At 69.9% G+C, this 16239-nt stretch carries 15 protein-coding genes, 2 pseudogenes and 2 riboswitches; of the genes and pseudogenes, 11 read left to right on the top strand and 6 right to left on the bottom strand.

Going from position 1 to position 16239, the window contains the following annotated elements:
* Positions 1-36: 36 nt before the first annotated feature.
* Both FG385_RS28965 and FG385_RS35095 read left to right on the top strand, forming a co-directional pair.
* Complete coding sequence (locus tag FG385_RS28965) at positions 37-693, top strand: SRPBCC family protein (RefSeq protein ID WP_139099977.1); 657 nt, start codon at positions 37-39, stop codon at positions 691-693.
* 76 nt (positions 694-769) lie between these two features.
* Positions 770-876 (top strand): annotated as a pseudogene (locus FG385_RS35095) (NAD(P)-binding protein); the annotation flags it as partial.
* A 65-nt stretch (positions 877-941) separates the two neighbouring features.
* Here FG385_RS35095 and FG385_RS28955 read toward each other — a convergent pair.
* A complete protein-coding gene (locus FG385_RS28955) occupies positions 942-1760 on the bottom strand; it encodes an amidohydrolase family protein (protein WP_139099976.1) in 819 nt (272 codons plus the stop codon).
* Positions 1761-1849: 89 nt separating this feature from the next.
* On the opposite strand from FG385_RS28955, the gene FG385_RS28950 reads away from it, so the two are divergent.
* The 7 genes from FG385_RS28950 to FG385_RS28920 all read left to right on the top strand — a co-directional run bounded on the left by FG385_RS28950 (position 1850) and on the right by FG385_RS28920 (position 10875).
* Positions 1850-3214, top strand: coding sequence for a glutamine synthetase family protein (locus tag FG385_RS28950; protein ID WP_200834709.1), 1365 nt, complete (start codon positions 1850-1852; stop codon positions 3212-3214).
* A complete protein-coding gene (locus FG385_RS28945; RefSeq protein ID WP_139099975.1) occupies positions 3195-3896 on the top strand; it encodes a gamma-glutamyl-gamma-aminobutyrate hydrolase family protein in 702 nt (233 codons plus the stop codon). Before FG385_RS28950 ends, FG385_RS28945 begins: the two co-directional genes overlap by 20 nt.
* 52 nt (positions 3897-3948) lie before the next feature.
* Entirely contained in the window at positions 3949-4713 is a 765-nt protein-coding gene (locus FG385_RS28940) for a 3-oxoacyl-ACP reductase (protein ID WP_139099974.1), read from the top strand.
* Between the two features lie 72 nt (positions 4714-4785).
* Positions 4786-4877, top strand: a riboswitch (glycine riboswitch).
* Between the two features lies 1 nt (position 4878).
* Positions 4879-4970, top strand: a riboswitch (glycine riboswitch).
* Positions 4957-7821 (top strand): aminomethyl-transferring glycine dehydrogenase, encoded by a 2865-nt coding sequence (gene gcvP, locus FG385_RS28935; RefSeq protein ID WP_200834708.1) that lies wholly within the window; start codon positions 4957-4959, stop codon positions 7819-7821. Its footprint overlaps the riboswitch before it by 14 nt.
* Before the next feature lies 1 nt (position 7822).
* Entirely contained in the window at positions 7823-8899 is a 1077-nt protein-coding gene (gene gcvT / locus FG385_RS28930) for a glycine cleavage system aminomethyltransferase GcvT (protein ID WP_139099973.1), read from the top strand.
* A 1-nt stretch (position 8900) separates the two neighbouring features.
* Entirely contained in the window at positions 8901-10187 is a 1287-nt protein-coding gene (locus tag FG385_RS28925; RefSeq protein ID WP_139099972.1) for an L-serine ammonia-lyase, read from the top strand.
* 1 nt (position 10188) lies between these two features.
* The gene (locus FG385_RS28920) at positions 10189-10875 is read left to right on the top strand and encodes a FadR/GntR family transcriptional regulator (RefSeq protein ID WP_139099971.1); all 687 of its coding nucleotides are present in this window, start codon (positions 10189-10191) and stop codon (positions 10873-10875) included.
* 4 nt (positions 10876-10879) lie between these two features.
* Here the strand turns inward: FG385_RS28920 and FG385_RS28915 are convergent.
* Together FG385_RS28915 and FG385_RS28910 are read right to left on the bottom strand one after the other, a co-directional pair.
* A pseudogene (locus FG385_RS28915) lies at positions 10880-11271 on the bottom strand (ABC transporter ATP-binding protein); the annotation flags it as partial.
* A 110-nt stretch (positions 11272-11381) separates the two neighbouring features.
* Positions 11382-11585, bottom strand: coding sequence for a hypothetical protein (locus FG385_RS28910; protein ID WP_139099970.1), 204 nt, complete (start codon positions 11583-11585; stop codon positions 11382-11384).
* Positions 11586-11720: 135 nt separating this feature from the next.
* Here FG385_RS28910 and FG385_RS28905 point away from each other — a divergent pair, with 135 nt between their 5' ends.
* Entirely contained in the window at positions 11721-12923 is a 1203-nt protein-coding gene (locus FG385_RS28905; protein WP_139099969.1) for an NAD(P)/FAD-dependent oxidoreductase, read from the top strand.
* On the opposite strand, the gene FG385_RS28900 is transcribed toward FG385_RS28905, so the two are convergent.
* Entirely contained in the window at positions 12877-14124 is a 1248-nt protein-coding gene (locus tag FG385_RS28900) for a multidrug effflux MFS transporter (RefSeq protein WP_139099968.1), read from the bottom strand. The genes FG385_RS28905 and FG385_RS28900 overlap by 47 nt on opposite strands.
* An 88-nt stretch (positions 14125-14212) precedes the next feature.
* Between FG385_RS28900 and FG385_RS28895 the strand changes: the two genes are divergently transcribed.
* Positions 14213-15376, top strand: coding sequence for a lactate 2-monooxygenase (locus FG385_RS28895; protein ID WP_139099967.1), 1164 nt, complete (start codon positions 14213-14215; stop codon positions 15374-15376).
* Here FG385_RS28895 and FG385_RS28890 read toward each other — a convergent pair.
* Together FG385_RS28890 and FG385_RS35090 are read right to left on the bottom strand one after the other, a co-directional pair.
* Entirely contained in the window at positions 15309-15911 is a 603-nt protein-coding gene (locus FG385_RS28890; protein ID WP_235022860.1) for a phosphotransferase, read from the bottom strand. The genes FG385_RS28895 and FG385_RS28890 overlap by 68 nt on opposite strands.
* Entirely contained in the window at positions 15860-16195 is a 336-nt protein-coding gene (locus FG385_RS35090; protein WP_235022856.1) for a hypothetical protein, read from the bottom strand. The genes FG385_RS28890 and FG385_RS35090 overlap by 52 nt, the downstream gene beginning before the upstream one ends.
* Positions 16196-16239 lie beyond the last annotated feature (44 nt).

Here is a 16239-nt window from a genome sequence, read left to right as displayed (position 1 = left end):
GAGCGCTGTTCCACCGACGACGAAGGGAGTCAGGCCGTGCGGCTTGACCATGAGTTCACCGTTCCGGCGCCGCCCGGCGACGTCTGGCAGGCCGTCACCGATCCCGAGAGCGTCGCGCCGTGCATGCCCGGAGCCACGCTGACGAAGGTCGAAGGTGACACGTTCGCCGGCACGGTCAAGGTCAAGCTGGGCCCGATCTCCTTGCTGTACAAGGGCTCCGGTGAGTTCCTGGAGAAGGACGAGTCGGCGCACAAGATCGTGATGAAGGCGTCCGGCAAGGATGCTCGCGGTGCCGGCACGGCGGCCGCGACGGTCACCGTGACGCTCGCCGAGGACGGCGGGCACACGAAGGGCACCGTCGCGACCGACCTCAACGTGACCGGGCGCCCCGCCCAGTTCGGCCGGGGCATGATCTCCGAGGTCGGCGGCAAGATCCTGGACCAGTTCGCGTCCAACCTGGCGGACCGGCTGAGCGCTGTCGAGGAACCCGCGGCGGAGGCTCCCGCGGAGACGGCTGCCGAGCCGAAGCCGAAGCTCGAGGCCGTGAAGCCCGCGCCCGCCAAGGAAACCGAGGCCATCGACCTGTTCGACCTCGCGGGTTCCTCGGTCGCCAAGCGGCTCGCGCCCGTGCTCGCCGGGATGGCCGGCCTGCTGATCATCGTCGCGATCATCCGCGCGCTGCGGCGCAAGTAGGGTTTTCGGCTTCCAGCAGGCGAAAGTGGTGCCGGGCACAGCTGGCCGGCCGTTGCACCCACGTACCGACGTGGTGATGATCGGAGCGGGCCAGGCGGGGCTGTTGGCCGCGTATCACCTGCGGCGGACCGGGTCGCGGGCGGCCCCGGGTTCGTGGTGCTCGACCACGGCAAGCGGCCGGGCTGCGTGTCGAGAGCGCGATAGGCACCTGGGAGAGCCCGTTCTGTGTCACCGAGATCCGCCAGCCCCTAGACCGGTAGCGAGAAGACGCGCCGCGCGTTGCCGCCGAGGAAGAGTTCGCGCGCCTCCGCGCCCAGGCCGAGGTCGTCGAGACGCTTGAGACACTGGGCGGGCGTCACCATCGGGTAGTTGCTGCCGAACAGCACGCGCGTGCGGCCCCGCCCGCGCATGTACTCGACCAGTTCGGGCGGCAGCCGGTGTACCGCGTACGCCGAGGTGTCGATGTGGAAGTTGGGGTATTTCCGGGCCAGGGAAAGGACTTCGGGCAGCCACGGGTACCCGACGTGCCCGCCGATCACGACCAGTTGAGGGAAGTCCAGCAGCACTTCGTCGAGGTACGGGATCGGGCGGCCCGGCTCGGACGGGCAGAGCGGGCCGGTGTGCCCGATCTGGGTGCAGAACGGCACGTCCTCCTCGACGCAGGCGACGTACGCCGGGTAGTAGCGGCGGTCGTTCGGCGGCAGGTTCCACAGCCAGGGCACGACGCGCACGCCGACGAACCCGAGGTCCCGCACGCAGCGGCGGATCTCGCGCACGGCGCCGACCGGATCGGTCAGATCCACGGTCGCGACCCCGGCGAACCGGTCCGGATGCCCGGCCACCAGTCCGGCGACTTCGTCGTTCGAGATCAGCACCCCGTTCGGCCCGTGCCACGCCGAGACAAGGCCGACGCGGACCCCGGCCTCGTCCATCGCACCGAGCGTCGCCGGCAGCGGCGGCGCGGTGCGCTCCATGCCGGTCCAGCGCAGCAGGGACTCCAGCCACGGCTGGGCCATGAACCGCTGGTTGGGCTGCTGCATCCAGACGTCGATGATCTCGTCGGTCATCTGCCCATCCTGACCGGGTTGACACGGTGACTCAATGGATCAATAGTAGACCTTTGACGGGCGGGCAGGAGGCGCGGAATGGTGTGCGGATGAACAGTGCCAGGGGCATGCTCACCGTGGATCGTCTGCTCGAACTGGTCGAAGAAGGCGTGCTCGACACCGTCCTCGTGGCGATGACCGACATGCAGGGGCGCCTGCAGGGCAAGCGATGCGCGGCCGAGTACTTCGTGAACGAGGTCGTCCCGCAGGCGACGGAGGCCTGCAACTACCTGCTGGCCGTGGACGTCGACATGAACACGGTCGACGGCTACGCGATGTCCTCCTGGTCGCAGGGGTACGGGGATTTCGTGCTCCGGCCCGACTTCTCCACCTTGCGCCGGGTGCCGTGGCACGAGGGCACGGCACTGGTGCTGGCGGACGTCGAGTGGGTCGAAGGCGGGCATGTGGCGGCCTCGCCGCGGCAGGTGCTGCGCCGCCAGCTGGACCGCCTCGCCGAGCGTGGGCTCGCCGCCTATGTCGGCACCGAACTGGAGTTCATCGTCTTCGACGACAGCTACGAGCAGGCGTGGCAGCGCGGCTATCGCGAGCTGACCCCGGCCAATCAGTACAATGTGGACTACTCGATGCTCGGCACCGCCCGGATCGAACCGCTGCTTCGCCGTATCCGCAACGAGATGGGCGCAGCCGGGATGTACGTGGAGTCCGCGAAGGGTGAGTGCAACCCGGGGCAGCACGAGATCGCCTTCCGCTACGCCGATGCGCTGTCCACTTGCGACAATCACAGCATCTACAAGACAGGCGCCAAGGAGATCGCCGCGCAGGAGGGCAAGAGCCTCACCTTCATGGCGAAGTACAACGAGCGCGAGGGCAACTCCTGCCATATCCACATCAGCCTGCGCTCGGCCGAGGGCGAACCGGTCCTCGCCGGCTCCCGCCAGGGCGGATTCTCGGAGCTGATGGAGCATTTCCTCGCCGGGCAACTGGCGTGCCTGCGGGAGCTGACCTACTTCCTGGCGCCGAACATCAACTCCTACAAGCGTTTCGTGCCCGGTAGCTTCGCTCCGACGGCCGTCGCCTGGGGGACGGACAACCGTACCGGCGCGCTCCGGGTGGTCGGGCACGGCCAGTCGCTGCGCGTGGAGAACCGCGTGCCCGGCGGAGACGTGAACCCGTACCTCGCGGTCGCCGCGCTCGTCGCGGCGGGCTTGCACGGGATCGAGAACGAGCTGCCGCTGGAACCGGAGTTCACCGGCAACGCCTACGAATCCGGCAAGCCGACCGTGCCGGCGACGCTGCAAGAGGCTGCCCAGTTGCTGGCGGACAGCAAGATCGCCCGCTCGGCGTTCGGTGACGAGGTGGTCGAGCACTACCTCAACGCCGCCCGCGTCGAGCAGGCGGCGTTCGGCGCCACGGTCACCGATTGGGAGCGCTTTCGTGGCTTCGAACGGCTCTAGGCCCCTTGTCGGCATCTCGACGTACGTGGAGAACGCCCGCTGGGGAGTGTGGGACACGGCTGCCGCCTTGCTCCATCGTTCCTATGTGGACTCCGTGGTTCGGGCCGGCGGGGTTCCGGTCCTGCTTCCGTCGGTGGGCGAGGACGTGTCCGCACTGTCCGCTGTGGACGCGCTGGTGATCGCCGGTGGCGCCGACGTCGGCCCGGAGCGCTACGGGCGCGCGCCGCATGCGAAGACCGTGACGCGCCCGGAGCGGGACGGGTTCGAGTTCGCTCTCGTCCGGGGCGCTGCAGAGCGGGGGCTGCCGGTGCTCGGCGTGTGCCGCGGGATGCAGGTGCTCACCGTCGTCCACGGTGGCACGCTGACCCAGCACCTGCCCGAAGTGGTGGGGCACCACGAGCATCAGCCCTCGCCCGCGGTCTACGGGCACAACCGGTTCACCCTCGCTCACGGGAGCCGGGCAGCGGAAATCCTTGGGGCGGAAGCGAAAGGCCAGTGCTACCACCATCAGTCGGTGGACGCGCCGGGTCCGGACCTGACGGCGGTCGGCTGGGCGTCGGACGGCACGGTCGAGGCCGTCGAACTGCCCGGTGAACGGTTCGTGCTCGGTGTGCAGTGGCATCCGGAACAGGACCTCGAGGACGTGCGCCTGTTCGCCGCCCTGGTGGCGGCCACGCTCTAGACATCCAACGTTGGATGTGAAGCTCTGTCAGTCAACTCACGGAGGAACAAGGATGCAGCGGTTCGAAGGGCGCGTCGCCGTCATCACCGGCGGCGGCAGCGGGATCGGCCTGGCGACGGCCCGGCGCCTGGCGAGTGAAGGCGCGAAGATCGTCATCGCGGACGTCGACGCGGCGAGCGGGAAGGCGGCCGCCGACGAGGTCGAAGGCGAGTTCATCGCGACGGACGTCACCAGCGAGTCCCAGGTCGAGGCGCTCTTCCAGACCGCCGTGGACAAGTTCGGCTCGGTTGACGTCGCGTTCAACAACGCCGGTATCTCCCCGCCCGACGACGACTCGATCCTCACCACCGGGCTCGACGCGTGGAAGAAGGTGCAGGAGGTCAACCTCACGTCGGTCTACCTGTGCTGCAAGTACGCGATCCCGCATATGCAACGTCAACACAGGGGGTCGATTGTCAACACGGCGTCGTTCGTCGCCGTGATGGGCGCCGCGACCTCCCAGATCTCGTACACCGCGTCCAAGGGCGGGGTCCTGTCGATGACCCGTGAGCTGGGCGTGCAGTTCGCGCGCGAGGGCATCCGGGTCAACGCGCTCTGCCCCGGCCCGGTCAACACACCCCTGCTCCAGGAACTGTTCGCGAAGGACCCGGAGCGGGCGGCGCGGCGGCTGGTGCACGTCCCGATGGGCCGGTTCGCCGAGGCGACGGAAATCGCCGCCGCCGTCGCCTTCCTCGCCAGCGACGACGCGTCGTTCATCACGGCTTCCCAGTTCCTGGTGGACGGCGGGATCAGTGGGGCGTATGTGACACCCCTGTAACGCGCGTGCCTGTCGCTTCGCCGGGCTGCCCGCCGCGCTATAGACTGGCGGCACAACTGAACACGGCCGTCATGAGCCGGAGCGGGAGAGTCCCCGTGTGAACGGGGCACCGAAGGAGCAACTTCCCCGCCAATCTCTCAGGTACCAGTTACCGCTCGGGCCAGGCCACTCTGGAAAGAAGGCGCGAAGCCGCGCCTCACCCAAGGTGAAAGCCGCTTCCGGCGGTGAAACTCTCAGGTGCCCATGACAGAGGGGGAGTTCCCGCAGCCGCTGAACGAGGAGCTCCCGATGTCCACCTTCGCCGAACGCCATATCGGCCCATCCGAGCACGAACAAGCCAAGATGCTCGCCGAGTGCGGGTACGGGAGCCTGGATGCGCTGGTGGACGCAGCCGTCCCGGCCGCCATCCGCGCGCCGCGTGAGCTGAGCCTCCTGCCCCCCGCAACGGAGGAGGAGGCGACCGCGGAACTGCGGGCGCTGGCCGCCAAGAACAGTCCGATGACGCAGATGATCGGCCTCGGCTTCAGCGACACGGTCACCCCGCCGGTCATCCGCCGCAACGTGCTGGAGAGCCCCGCCTGGTACACCGCGTACACGCCGTATCAGCCGGAAATCTCGCAGGGCCGTCTCGAAGCGCTGCTCAACTTCCAGACCATGGTGTCCACATTGACCTCCCTGGACACCGCGAACGCCTCGCTGCTCGACGAGTCGACCGCGGTCGCGGAGGCCGTGATGCTGATGCGCCGCCAGTCCAAGGCCAAATCGCAGCGCGTCGTGCTCGACGCGGAATGCCTGCCGCAGACCATCGCCGTGGTCCGGACGCGCGCCGAGGCGGCGGGGATCGAGGTCGACGTGCGCGACCTGGGGGCGGGGCTCCCCGAGGACTTCTTCGGTGTTGTCGTGCAGTATCCGGGCGCTTCCGGAGTGTTGCGGGGCAAGGGCTTCTACCAGGCGATCGGCAAGGTCGCGAAGGAAGCGGGCGCGCTGTACACCGTCGCCGCGGACCTGCTCGCGCTGACACTGGTCACCGCGCCCGGTGAGTTCGGCGCGGACATCGCGGCCGGCACCACGCAGCGCTTCGGCGTGCCGCTGGGATACGGCGGCCCGCACGCCGGGTACATCGCCGTGCGCAAGGGTCTCGAGCGATCCCTGCCCGGCCGGCTCGTCGGTGTCTCGGTCGACACGGACGGCAACCCCGCGTACCGGCTCGCGCTGCAGACGCGTGAGCAGCATATCCGCCGCGAGAGGGCGACCTCCAACATCTGCACCGCGCAGGTGCTGCCGGCCGTGCTCGCCGCGATGTACGCCGTCTACCACGGCCCGGACGGGCTGAAGGCCATCGCCCAGCGGATCCACGGGCTCGCCAGCGGATTTGCGGCCGCGCTGCGCGAGGGCGGGGTCGAGGTCGTGCACGAGAGCTTCTTCGACACCGTGGTCGCCCGCGTCCCCGGCCGCGCGCGGCAGGTGATCGCCGATGCCCGCCGGTTCGGCGTCAACCTCGGCCGGGTCGACGACGATCACGTCCGCGTCGCCTGCGACGAAGTGACCACTGTGGACACGCTGCGTCGCGTGCTGCTGGCCTTCGAGCTGGAGGCGCATGCCCAGCCAGGGCCGTCCGTGCTGCCCGCAGGGCTGTCCCGCGAGAGCGAGTACCTGTCGCACGAGGTGTTCCACAAGCACCGGTCCGAGACGTCGATGCTGCGTTACCTGCGCCGGCTGTCCGATATGGACTACGCGCTGGATCGCGGGATGATCCCGCTCGGCTCGTGCACGATGAAGCTCAACGCGACGACCGAGATGGAGCCCATCAGCTGGCCGGGGTTCGCGAGCCTGCACCCGTTCGCTCCGGCCGAGGACGCGGCCGGTTACCACGAGCTCATCGATCAGCTGTGCGGGTGGCTCGCGGAGGTCACCGGCTACGACAAGGTTTCCCTGCAGCCGAACGCCGGTTCGCAGGGTGAGTTCGCGGGCCTGCTCGCGATCCGCGCCTACCACAAGGCCAACGGGCAGCCGGAGCGCGACGTTTGCCTGATCCCGTCGTCGGCGCACGGGACGAACGCCGCTTCGGCCGTGCTCGCCGGGATGCGGGTGGTGGTCGTCGCCTGCGACGAAGACGGCGACGTCGATCTCGGCGACCTTCAGGCCAAAGTGGACGCTCACCGCGAAACGCTGGCCGCGATCATGATCACGTACCCGTCGACGCACGGCGTGTACGAGAACGGGATCGGGGAGCTCGCGCGGATCGTGCACGAGGCCGGTGGTCAGGTCTATGTGGACGGTGCGAACCTCAACGCGCTGCTCGGCCTGGCCAAGCCCGGCGAGTTCGGCGGCGACGTGTCCCATCTGAACCTGCACAAGACGTTCTGCATCCCGCACGGCGGTGGCGGTCCCGGGGTCGGGCCGGTCGCGGTGCGCGCGCACCTGGCGCCGTTCCTGCCTGGCCATCCCACGCTCGCCGGGGAGTCCGCGGTGGGCCCGGTCTCCGCCGCGCCGTTCGGCTCGGCCTCGATCCTGCCGATCTCCTGGGCGTATGTGCGGATGATGGGCGCGGCCGGGCTGACGCAGGCGACCAAGGTCGCCGTGCTCGCCGCGAACTACGTCGCCGCCCGGCTTTCCCCGCACTACCCGGTGCTCTACACCGGCCGCGACGGGCTGGTCGCGCACGAGTGCATCCTGGACCTGCGTGCGCTCACCAAGCGCACCGGCGTGACCGTGGACGACGTCGCGAAACGCTTGGTGGACTACGGTTTCCACGCGCCAACGATGTCGTTCCCGGTGGCCGGCACGCTCATGGTCGAGCCCACCGAAAGCGAGGACGTCGGCGAGATCGACCGGTTCTGCGACGCGATGATCGCGATCCGGCGCGAGATCGAACAGGTCGCGGACGGCCACTGGGCCCTCGAGCAGAGCCCGCTGCGGAACGCACCCCACACCGCGGAAACCCTGACCGGGGAATGGGAGCTGCCCTACGACCGGAAGCTCGCGGTCTACCCGGCCGGGGTCACCCCGAAGGGGAAGTACTGGCCGCCGGTCCGCCGTATCGACGGCGCCTACGGCGACCGTAACCTCGTCTGCTCGTGCCCGCCGATCGAAGCCTACGGGAGCTGACATGCACACCGCGCTGTATGGCGTCCACAAAGGACTGCATGCGCTGTTCACCGATTTCGCCGGCTGGGAGATGCCGGTCCGGTACTCGAGCGAGCTCGCCGAGCATCGTGCGGTACGCGAGGCGGCGGGCCTGTTCGATCTCTCGCACATGGGCGAGATCGAGCTGACCGGGCCGCAGGCAGCCGAAGCGCTCGACTACGCGCTCGTCGGGAAGCTGTCCGCGGTGAAGCCCGGCCGCGCGCGGTACACGATGATCTGCGCCGAGGATGGCGGGGTGCTCGACGATCTCGTGGTCTACCGCCTCGCCGAGGAGCGGTTCCTGGTCGTGGCGAACGCGGGCAACGCGCCGCTCGTCGCGTCGGAACTGTCGGCGCGGGCAGCGAAGTACGACGTGGCAGTCTACGATGCCTCGGCGGACACCGCGCTGATCGCCGTGCAGGGCCCGAACTCCGCGGCCATCGTGGCCGCGGAGTCCGATGTGGACGTTGCCGACCTGAGGTACTACGCGAGTATGCCCGCGAAGGTGCGCGATCACGACGTGCTGCTCGCGCGCACCGGGTACACCGGTGAAGACGGGTTCGAGCTGTATGCGCCCGCGTCAGAAGCCGTCGAACTTTGGCGCCTTCTGACCGCCGCTGGAGAACCGCACGGGCTGGTACCCGCCGGTCTCGCGTGTCGTGACACACTTCGGCTCGAAGCGGGAATGCCCTTGTACGGCAACGAGTTGAGTCGGGAACTTACTCCGTTCGAGGCAGGACTGGGCCGGGTCGTGAAGTTCGAGAAGCCGGACTTCGTGGGCAAGGCCGCGCTCGAAGGTCGCCGCGAGCCGTCGCGGACGCTCGTGGGCCTGCGCGGTTCGGGCCGGCGCGCGCCACGGCACGGGTACAAGGTACTCGACGGTTCGCGCGAGGTCGGTGAGGTGACCAGCGGCGCACTGTCGCCGACGCTCGGGTACCCGGTCGCTTTGGCTTACGTGCCAACGGAACTGAGCGGGGTGGGCACGAGCCTGTCGGTGGACGTCCGGGGCCGGGTGGAGCCGGTCGAAGTCGTCCCGACGCCTTTCTACCAGCGCGCCTGATATGGCTGTCAGCGTTTTCGACCTTTTCTCGATCGGGATCGGGCCGTCGAGTTCGCATACGGTCGGGCCCATGCGCGCGGCCGGTATGTTCCTCGACAGCCTCGGGGGACTCCGGCCGCGCGTCCGGCGTGTCCAGGCCGAGCTGTTCGGCTCGCTGGGCGCGACCGGGCACGGGCACGGCAGCGAGCGAGCTGTCCTGTTAGGACTTTCCGGTGAACAACCGGAGACGGTGGCGATCGACGCGGAGCCGTCGCACGAGTTCGAGGTCGATCTCGTCCTGCACCGGCGGAAGTCGTTGCCCGCTCATCCGAACGGGATGGTCTTCCGCGCCTACGACGACGACCTGCTGGCGGAGCATACGTACTACTCGGTCGGGGGCGGGTTCGTGCGCGGCGAGCACGGAGTCGCGGAGGACACGACGGAACTGCCGTTCCCGTTCTCGACCGCCGCCGAGTTGCTCGCGCACACCCGGGCGGAAGGCGTGCCGATCAGCGAGATCATGCTGCGCAACGAGGGTTCCTGGCGTTCGCGGGAGGAGATCCATAAAGGCCTGCTGCGGATCTGGGATGTGATGGCCGAATGCGTGCGCAACGGGTGCGAGCACGACGGCGTGCTGCCCGGTGGCCTGAAGGTGCGACGGCGTGCGAAGTCGTTGTACGCCAAGCTGCTTGCCGAGGATGGCACCGGAGACTCTCTGCAGGCCATGGACTGGGTCAGCCTGTACGCGCTGGCAGTCAACGAGGAAAACGCTTCCGGCGGCCGGGTGGTGACCGCGCCCACGAACGGGGCCGCGGGCATCATCCCGGCGGTGCTGCACTACTACCGCCGCTTCGTTCGCGACGCCGATGACGACGGCGTGGCGCGGTTCCTGCTCACCGCGGGTGCGATCGGTGTGATTCTCAAGACGAGCGGGTCGATCTCCGGTGCCGAGGTCGGCTGCCAGGGTGAGGTCGGCTCGGCGTGTGCGATGGCGGCCGCCGGGCTGACCGAGGTGATGGGCGGCAGCCCCGCGCAGACGGAGAACGCGGCCGAGATCGGCGTCGAGCATCACCTGGGATTGACCTGCGACCCGGTGGGCGGGCTCGTGCAGATCCCGTGCATCGAACGCAACGCGATCGGCGCGTCGAAGGCGATCCATGCCTCGCGGATGGCGTTGCGCGGCGATGGCAGGCACGTGGTGACCCTGGACAAGGCGATCAAGACGATGCGCGAGACCGGCGCCGACATGAAGGTCAAGTACAAGGAGACCGCACGCGGCGGGCTCGCCGTCAACGTGATCGAATGCTGACATGGCAGGCGCCGACGAAGCACTGTTCCGGCCGGTCCGCGCGGGCAACGCGTTCGAGGAGACGGTGGAGCGGCTGCTGCAGTCGATCCGGCTCGGCGTCGTCGGGGCGGGGGAGCGGCTTCCGCCGGAACGCGAACTGGCCGAGCGGCTCGGCGTGAGCCGGATGACGTTGCGGGAGGCGATTCGCACGCTGGCCGACGCGGGCTACGTCGAGTCGCGGCGCGGGCGCTACGGCGGGACCTTCGTGCATTCGACGCTGCCGGCACCGGCGGCCGACGACCGGAGGCCGGAGCTTGAGGACACGCTGAGCCTGCGGTACGTGCTGGAGACGGGCGCCGCTGAACTGGCCGCCCGCCGGTGCCCGGCCAGGGACCAGCTGGCGGCAGCCCTCGCGGAGGCCACCGCGGCGGACCTGGCCGACTACCGCCGACGCGACTCGCGCCTGCACCTGGCGATCGCGGAGGTCGCCGGTTCGGCGTCGTTGACCTCGGCGGTCGCGGACGTGCGCATGCGCGTCAACCGGCTGCTGGACGAAATCCCTTTGCTGGAGCCGAATCTCGACCACTCGAACACCCAGCACGAGCTCATCGTCACCGCGATCCTCGACGGTGACCCGCCCGCCGCCCGCCACGCCATGGCCGAACACCTGGCAGGAACGGCTGCCCTCCTCCGCGCCTTCCTCACCTGACCCATCAGCGGCGGGATTTGGGGATCACCAGGGGGTACCGGTTTCGGGGTCGGGGATGACGCGGCAGGGGAGATCGAAGATCTCCTCGACGCGCTCGGCCGTCACGACCTCCTCCGGCGCGCCAACCGCACCATCCCGCATCGCGATCAGATGCGTGCCGTACCGGGCCGCGTGGTTGAGGTCGTGCAGCACCGCGACGAGCGTGCGCCCCTGCTCCGCGTGCAGGTCCGCGCACAGGTCCAGGATGTCCATCTGGTGCGAGATGTCGAGGAAGGTCGTCGGCTCGTCGGGCAGCAACAGTTCCGTCTCCTGCGCGAGCGCCATCGCGAGCCACACCCGCTGCCGCTGCCCGCCGGACAGCTCGTCGACCAGGCGGTCCGCCAGTTCGCTCACCCCGTCGCGGCCCAGGGTCAGACCCGCGCCCCGCAACCGGGTGGCCGTCGTGGTTCCGGCGATCACGGTCATGAAGTTAGGCTAACCTATCTGTCCAGCGATGGAACAGGTGATCACCGCCGGGACTTGTGCCCCATCGCGACCACGGTGTCCCGCAGCGCCGCCCGCAACCGCCCCACGTCCAGCGGCTCCAGCACCGCCGCCTCACCGGGCGGCGCCACCACGACGACGCGCCCGCTACTGATGAACACGGTCACGTCGCGCTTCCTGCCCGCCAGGTCCCGGCAGGAGACGGACCATTCCTCCTGAGCCGCCACGTCGGTCGCCTTCCCTCGTTCGCGTACTCACGGACCGTGCGTGGGACCGGGCGGGACGGTGATCGTGACGACGGGGGCGCGAAAAGTCACCCGAACGCCTAACGTGAGCCGAGTCACCGGCGAAGGGAGAGCCTGATGTCCGACCCGCGGCGAATCGTCATCATCGGCGCCGGCCTCGGCGGCGCCACGGCGGCCGCCACACTGCGTGGGCGGGGTTATGACGGCGAACTCGTGGTCCTGGGTGCCGAGCAGCACCGGCCGTACGAGTTGCCGCCCTTGTCGAAAGGCCTGTTACTGGGCGACACCGACGAGCCCGACTGGGTGCGCGACGAGGGGTTCTATCGCGAGCACGGCATCGACCTGCGCGCCGGCACGAGCGCGACCCACATCGACCGCGGCGCCCGGATGGTGGTCGACAGCAACGGCGACGAGCATTCCTTCGATCGGCTGTTGCTGGCGACCGGCTCGCAGCCGCGCATGATGCCCGGCGCCGACCAGCCCGGCGTCCGCACGCTCCGGACGCTCGACGATTCGCTCGCGCTGCGCGGCGCGTTCGCGACCATCGAGCGCCTGGTGATCATCGGCGCGGGCTGGATCGGGACGGAGGCCGCGGCCGCCGCGCGGCGGCACGGGGTCGACGTGACGGTCGTCGACCAGGTCGCCGCGCCGCTGCTCACGGTGCTCGGGCCCGAGGTCGCCGGCGTGTTCCAGGAGCTGCACAGCGAAAACGGCGTGCACTGGCGGCTCGGGACGGGCGTCGCCGGGATCGAGGAGGGCGCGGTGCGCCTGACCGACGGGACCTCGCTCGCCGCGGATCTCGTGCTCGTCGCCGTCGGCGCGGCTCCCCGCGTCGAACTGGCGCACGCGGCGGGTTTCGACCTGGCCGACGACGGTGGCGTCGCCGTCGACGCGACCCTGCGCACGTCGGCGCCCGAGGTGTACGCGGTCGGCGACATCGCGTCGCAGTTCCACCCGCGTTACGGCAAGCGTGTGCGGGTCGAACACTGGGCGAACGCGAAGAACCAGGGCGAGCACGTCGCGGCGAACCTTCTCGGCGGCGAGGAACCGTACCTGCGGTCGCCGTACTTCTTCAGCGATCAGTACTCGCTCGGCTGCGAGTACCGCGGACTGGCCAATGTGGACACACATCGGCTCGTCGTGCGCGGGGATCTCGCGAAGCGGGAGTTCATCGCGTTCTGGTTGCGGGCCGGGCAGGTGACGGCGGCGATGAACGTGAACGTCTGGGATGCCGGTGACGCGCTGAAAGCCCTGGTGGACGGGCAGGTGGCGGTCACACCCGAACAGCTTCGAGAGGCTGACCTTCCGGCGCTCGCCTAGTCACCGTCAAGTGGATGACCAGTGCGGCGACGGCGAAGCACGCCATCACCACACCCATCGACAACGCGCCGCCGCCGATGCCCACCAGCGGCGTCGCCAGCCCGCCGATCGCGAACTGCAGCACGCCCAGCAGGGCCGACGCCGCGCCCGCGGTCGTCGAGTGCTCGGCCAGCGCGAGCGAGGACGCGTTCGGCATCACCATGCCGATGCTCGAAACCAGGAGCAGCAACGGGATCAGCAGCGCGGGCAGCGGCAGCGTGAACATCGTCGCGACGAGCACCCCGATCCCGCCGACCGCGGAGGTGACAAGTCCGGCGCTCAACAGCCCTCGTTCGGCGAACCGGCCGACGAGGCGGCCGTTGAGCTGCCCGGCCAGTACGATCCCGACCCCGTTGGCGCCGAACACGAAACTGAACTCCTGCGGGCTCAGGCCGTAGATGTCCTGGAGCACGAACGAGGACGCGGACACGTAGGCGAACAGGCCGGCGAACATCAGCGCCCCGGACAGGGCGTAGCCGAGGAACGGCCGGTCGGCCAGCAACCGGCCGTAGGTGCGCAGCGTGGCGCCGAGGCGATTGGCGCTGCGGCGTTCGGGCGGCAGCGGCTCGGGCAGCCCGAGCACGGTCGCGAACAGCAGCACCGCGCCGAACACGGTCAGCACCACGAACACCCCGCGCCACGAAGTCAGGCGCAGCAGCTGCGCGCCCACGACCGGCGCGAGGATCGGGGCCAGACCGCTGACGAGCATCAGCATCGAGAAGAACTTGGTCATCGACGTACCCGAGAACAGATCCCGCACGATCGCGCGCGCGATCACGATGCCCGCCGCGGCACCGAGCGCCTGCACGAGGCGGGCGCCGATGAGCGGTTCGATCGATGGGCTCAGCGCGCACAGCACCGACGATCCGGCGTACAGCGCGAGCCCGGCGAGCAAGGGTTTCCGGCGCCCGACCGAGTCCGAGATCGGGCCGACGACGAGTTGCCCGAGTGCGAGCCCGATGATGAACCCGGTCAAGGTGAGCTGCAGTACCGCGTCGGAGGCGTGCAGATCGCCCGTCATCTGGGGCAGGGCGGGCACGTACATGTCGATCGACAGCGGCGCGAAGGCTGTGAGACTGCCGAGGATGAGCATGTAGCGCAAGCGGTGGCTGGTCTTCACCAAAGGTCTCCCGTCCTCGCCCACGCCGAACGACCGCGACATCGTTTCTATTCCTGCGTGTGGCCGGCTCGGCGGCGGCCGGCCGGCCGAACCCGTAGGCTGCGGCCAGCGTCGACGAGGAGGTGCGGGCGTGGCCGGGCGATTCGGTGGCTACCAGAACGAGATCTACCTGCAGGGGCTGGGCGGCGCGACCCCGGCCATGACGACGGATCTGAGCAGGCTCGAGGAGGCCGCCGGTGGGGTGCTCACCCCCGAGGCGCTCGGGTATGTGGCCGGTGCCGCGGGCGCCGGCGCGACCATGCGTGCCAACCGCGAATCCTTCGACCGCTGGAAGATCGTGCCCCGGATGCTCACCGGCGCGACCGATCGTGACCTGAGCACGACGCTGTTCGGCACCGCGTTGCCGGCACCGGTGCTGCTTGCCCCCGTCGGCGTGCAGTCGATCGTGCATCCCGAAGCCGAGCTCGCGACCGCGCGGGCCGCGGCCGGCCTCGGTGTGCCGATGATCCTGTCCACCGCGTCGTCACGGACGATCGAGCAGGTCGCGGACGCGAACGGCGATGGACCGCGCTGGTTCCAGCTGTACTGGCCCAATGACCAGGACGTCTGCGCGAGCATCCTCGAGCGGGCGCGCAAGGCCGGGTACACCACGCTCGTCGTCACCCTCGACACCTGGACGCTCGCCTGGCGCCCGCAGGATCTGGACCGCGCGTACCTGCCGTTCATCCGGAACGAGGGCACCGCGATCGCGATGTCCGACCCGGCCTTCCGCGCCCGGCTGGAGAAGACGCCCGAAGAGGACCAGCCCACGGCGATCCTGCACTGGGTCGGCATGTTCACCGGCACCGACCACGGCTGGGACCAGTTGCCGTCGCTGCGTGCGCTGTGGGACGGGCCGATCCTGCTCAAGGGCATCCAGCACGTCGACGACGCCCGGCGCGCGGTCGACGCCGGGATGGACGGGGTCGTCGTGTCCAACCACGGCGGGCGGCAGGTCGACGGGGCGCTCGGGGCGCTGGAGGCGCTGCCGGGTATCGCGCAGGCGGTCGGTGAGCAGGTCGAGGTGCTGTTCGATTCGGGTGTGCGCACCGGCGCGGACATGTTCAAGGCGCTCGCGCTGGGTGCGAAGGCCGTGCTGCTCGGGCGGCCGTTCGTCTACGGGCTGGGCCTCGGCGGCGAGGACGGGGTGCGGCACGTGCTGCGCAGCCTGCTCGCGGAGTTCGAGCTCACGCTGGGCCTGGCCGGTTACCGGACGCCCGGTGAGCTGACGCCGGCGGCTCTCCAGCGGAGCTGAGCACGGCCCGCAGCGCGGGCTCCCGCGGCGGCCGGGTCAGGAAATCCGCGAGCGCGCGGGCCGTCTCGCGCCAGCCGGCGGGGAGCGGCTCGGCTCCGTCGACGAGTCCATCGGTGAAGGGCGTGTCCCCGAACCGCAGCATGTTGCCGACGTCGGTGAGCGGGCAACCGCTGAAGGCGAACTCCCAGTCGAGTACGGCGGTGATGCGCCAGCCGCGGCCTTCGCGCCGCGCCAGGAGGTTCTTCGGGTTGTAGTCCGAATGCACGAGGCGCGCGGCTCCGGCCACCGCGGCCACGAGCGGTGCGTAGCGTTCGGCGCGGGCGAGCAGACGCTTCCGCTCGGCGGCGTCGAGATTCCAGCCCGGCGCCATGGTTTCCAGGCATGTGGCAATGAAGTCCGGCAGCTCGCCGGGCAGCCAGGACGGGTCGAGGCGGGCGTCCTCGAAGAAGCCGGGCCGGGCGAACTCGAAGGTGCCGATCGCCTTCAGCACGCGCCCGGCCTCCTCTCCGAGTCGGCGCGCTTCGGGAGACGGGATCCGTGCACCAGCACGTCCACCGGCGTGCCTGGCACGAACTCGGTGACCAGCAGGCCCGGCTCCACCGCGACGACGGATGCGACCGGAACCGCGCCGGACACCAGCCGCGCCAGTGCGGCCTCGACCTCGGCGCGGTCGCCGTGGGAGTACCGGCGGAGCACGTACCGCGAGCCGTCCGCGCAGTCCAGCCTGGTGTTGTCGTCGCGATAACCGCCGGTCAGCCGCTCCGTGGCGACCACCGGCGGCAACCCGAGGCGCGCCGCGTCGGCTGCGAGGTCCGGCATATTCGCAGGCTAGTGTCGTGTGATCCTGTCCGGTTTACGTTGCT

Source organism: Amycolatopsis alkalitolerans (genome assembly GCF_006152065.1).
Lineage (GTDB): Bacteria > Actinomycetota > Actinomycetes > Mycobacteriales > Pseudonocardiaceae > Amycolatopsis_E > Amycolatopsis_E alkalitolerans.
The sequence above is the reverse complement of the archived record's forward strand: the minus strand, read 5'-3'. Positions and strand labels throughout refer to the sequence as shown.